3 protein-coding genes are annotated in these 3696 nt (G+C 73.5%); 2 read left to right on the top strand and 1 reads right to left on the bottom strand.

What is annotated here, in order from left to right; translation table 11 throughout:
• On the bottom strand, positions 1 to 1203 hold a 1203-nt coding region (locus tag QR78_RS27280; RefSeq protein WP_048430754.1), incomplete at its 3' end, for an allantoate amidohydrolase.
• A 212-nt stretch (positions 1204 to 1415) separates the two neighbouring features.
• Here QR78_RS27280 and QR78_RS27285 point away from each other — a divergent pair.
• Together QR78_RS27285 and QR78_RS27290 are read left to right on the top strand one after the other, a co-directional pair.
• A complete protein-coding gene (locus tag QR78_RS27285; RefSeq protein WP_048430755.1) occupies positions 1416 to 2321 on the top strand; it encodes a LysR family transcriptional regulator in 906 nt (301 codons plus the stop codon).
• 91 nt (positions 2322 to 2412) lie between these two features.
• Positions 2413 to 3528 carry a D-alanine--D-alanine ligase family protein gene (locus tag QR78_RS27290; protein WP_082171996.1) on the top strand — a complete coding sequence of 372 codons (1116 nt, stop codon included), beginning with the start codon at positions 2413 to 2415 and terminating at the stop codon, positions 3526 to 3528.
• Positions 3529 to 3696 lie beyond the last annotated feature (168 nt).

Raw genomic sequence — 3696 nt, forward strand, 5'->3', positions numbered from 1 at the left:
GCTCAGCCACTCCCCGGCCGATTCGGCCGGGGAGTGGCTGAGCCCGCCGGCGCAACGCACGAACACCATGCCGATGGGGCACAGCCCGGCGAGCGCGAGCCCGTCATGGCCGGCCCCGCTCGGCAGGCTCAGGGGCCGCAGGCCGAGGCGGGCGATACCCTCCGCCAGCGCGTCCCGGAAGGCCAGCGCGCAGGACGCGGCGGGCTCGTCGTAGCTCGACGCCGCCCCGACCGCGACGCCGCGGCGCTCGGCGATGCGCGCGAAGGCGGCGTGGAGCCGCGCCAGCGCCGCGTGGCGCACGGCATCGCTCGGGCTGCGCAGGTCGAGGCTGAAGCGGGTGAGCGCCGGGATGACGTTGACGGCGCCCCGCGGCACTTCGATCCGGCCGACCGTGGCGACGAGGTCGGGGGTCGCGGTCGCCTCGGCCTCGATCGCCAGCACCATCTCGGCGGCGGCCGCGAGCGCGTCGCGGCGCAGGGCCATCGGCACGGTGCCGGCGTGCCCCGCCCGGCCCTCGACCGTGACGACGAGGCGGCTCGCGCCCGAGATCGCCGTGACGACGCCGACCGGCAGGTTCTCCGCCTCCAGGACCGGCCCCTGCTCGATATGCACTTCGAGGTAGCCCAGCACCGAGGCCGGGTCGCGGGCGAGCCCGGGCAGCCCGTCGGGGTCGCCGCCGAAGTCGCGCAGGGCCTGCGCCAGGGTGATCCCGTCGCCGTCGCGGGCGTCGAGGAAGTCCGGCCGGACCAGGCCGGCGAGCGCCCGCGAGCCCGTGAGGGTCACGGGGAAGCGCACGCCCTCCTCGTCGCCGAAGGCCAGCACCTCGATCGCGAAGGGCAGGCGCTCGCCGGCCTCGTGCAGCGCCTGCACGGCGGCGATGCCCACCACCACCCCGAGATTGCCGTCGTAGCGGCCGGCATCGCGCACGGTGTCGATGTGCGAGCCGATGAGCAGCGTCGGGGCGCCGGGCGTGGCGGCCTCGTAGCGGCCGACCACCGTGGCGGCGGCGTCGAGCCGGACCTCCATGCCGGCCTCCTCCATCCAGGCCGCGACCTGCCGGGCCGCCCCCGCATGGGCGGGGGTGAGGTAGAGGCGGGTGAGCCCGTCGGGATCGGCGCTGAAGCGGGCGAGGTCGGCGAGGCGGGCCATCACGGCGGCGCCGAGGGGGGTCTCGGAGACGGCAGGCGGCCGGTCGTGCTGCATGGTCGTGGATTCCGATCGATGTCCCGGGGGTATGGCCGGGCCGCGGGCCTGTCCAGCCTGCGACCCGGCGGGAGCCGCGGCGCCGATCCCTGCCCCCACCTGCGCTCGACGTCCAATATTCCGTTGCGTATGATCCAGTCGTCTCGCGTCTGGATCGGCCGACGAGCCGGCCGCCGGCGCGCCCTCCCATCCCCCCTGTCGGAGCGGACGCCGTGGAGCTGCGGCACCTGCGCTACTTCGTGGCGGTGGCGGAATCCCTGAGCTTCACCGCGGCGGCCGAGCGCCTCGGCGTGTCGCAGCCGCCGCTCAGCCAGCAGATCCGCGATCTGGAGGCCGAACTCGGCACGCCGCTTCTCTGGCGCACCAGCCGCAGCGTCGCCCTCACCCCCGCCGGCACCGCCTTCCTGGCCAGGGCGCGCGGCATCCTGGGCGCGGTCGAGGAGGCCTGCGCCGAGGCCCGCGCCGTCGGGGCCGGGCGCACCGGCACCCTCGACCTCGGGCTGACCGGCTCGATCCTGGCCGGCCCCCTCGGAGGTCTGATCCGGGTGTTCGGCGAGCGTTACCCGGACGTGCTGGTGCGCCTGCACGAGATGCCGCCAGGCGAGCAGCCGGCGGCGCTCCACGCGCAGCGCATCGATCTCGGCTTCCTGCGCCGGCCGCCGGAGGATCCCGCCTTGCGGGTGGTGCAGGCCTGGCCGGAGGCGGTCGGCGTCGCCCTGCCGGCGGGGCATCGCCTCGCCGCTCAGGGCGCAATCGCGCTGGCCGATCTTCGCGACGAGCCCTTCGTGTCCCTGCGCCTGCGCGACTCGCGCTTCGCGACCGACCTGTGGGAGGCCTGCCGGAACGCGGGCTTCGTGCCGCGGCTGGTGCAGCAGGTGGTCGAATCGGCGTCGCTCGTGAACCTCGTGGCGGCTGGCCTCGGCGTCGCCCTGGTGCCGGAATCGGCCGGCGCCGTGCCGCGGCCCGACGTCGCCTACCGGCCGCTCCTCGGGCCCGCCCCCACCGCCGACGTCTGTGCGCTCTACCGGGCGCCGGCCGGCGCCGTGACGGAGAATTTTCTGGCCCTGATGCGCGATGCCCTCGACGGAACCGGCGGGGCCGGTCCGGTCGCCTCGTAGGGTTTCTGAAATCTTCATGGCGCGATAATCAGGCCCCCGCCCGGAGCCTCCCGCGGCGGCGAGGTGGGTGCAGGGGACCGAGGGTGTGCGCATGACCGAGAAGACCCGCGTCGCCGTCCTGTATGGCGGCCGATCCGGCGAGCACGAGGTCTCGCTGCGCTCGGCGGCCTCCGTGATCCGTCACCTCGACCGGGACCGGTTCGAGGTGATCCCGGTCAGCATCGACAAGGCCGGGCGCTGGCAGCGCCACGACCTGCGCCGGATCACACAGACCGGCGACGAATCCCTGGCGATCCCGCCGGAGAGCCCCGAGGTGCGCCTCGCGTCGGGGGCCGACGGGCGCGCCGCGGTGACGACGCTCGCCGGCACGCCGGAGCGCGCCGAGGTCGACGTGGTGTTTCCCGTGCTGCACGGGCCCCTCTGCGAGGACGGCACGCTCCAGGGCCTGCTCGAGCTGACCGAGACGGCTTATGTCGGCTCGGGCGTGCTGGCCTCGGCGGTCGGCATGGACAAGGATATCACCAAGCGGCTCGCCGGCCTCGCCGGCATCCCGATCGCCCCCTACCGGGCCTTCACCCGAAGCGCCTACGAGCGCGGGGCGGTCTCCCTCGACGACATCGCGAGCACCCTGACGCTCCCGGTCTTCGTCAAGCCCTGCAACATGGGCTCCAGCGTCGGCATCCATAAGGTCAAGGCATGGAGCGACCTGCCGGCGGCGCTCGCCGACGCGTTCCGGTACGACGTCAAGGTGCTGGTCGAGCAGGGCATCGACGCCCGCGAGGTCGAGGTGGCGGTGCTCGACGGCGCGCCGCCCTTCGTCAGCGTCGCGAGCGAGCTGAACCCGCAATCCCACCACGACTTCTACTCCTACGCCGCCAAGTACCTCGACCCCGAGGGCGCCAGCGTCGACCTGCCGGCCAACATCTCGCCGGAGCAGATGGAGCGGGTGCGCGCCCTGGCCCTGCGGGCCTTCGAGGCCCTCGAATGCAGCGGCATGGCCCGGATCGACTTCTTCCTCGACCGGCAGAGCGGCGCGTTCTACCTCAACGAGGTGAACACGCTGCCGGGCTTCACCTCGATCAGCATGTACCCGAAGATGATGGAAGCCTCCGGCGTCCCCTATCCGGACCTGCTGACCCGCCTGATCGACCTGGCGCTGGAGCGCCACCGGACGCGGCGCGGGCTGCAGCGGGAATTCGCCGACTAAGCAGGCTTGCATTGGCGGGCCACACGGTACACGACACTGGCCGGGAACCGTGCAGCCAGGCTTCATGACCCATTGCAAACCAACCCCTTTTCCGGACGACTGAAGCGAAGCGGAAGGAGATCCGGAATCCAGCACGAAAAGCCGCGAAGCGTCTCATTGTCTGCGACG

The sequence above is a fragment of the Methylobacterium indicum genome, from assembly GCF_001043895.1.
Classification (GTDB): domain Bacteria; phylum Pseudomonadota; class Alphaproteobacteria; order Rhizobiales; family Beijerinckiaceae; genus Methylobacterium; species Methylobacterium indicum.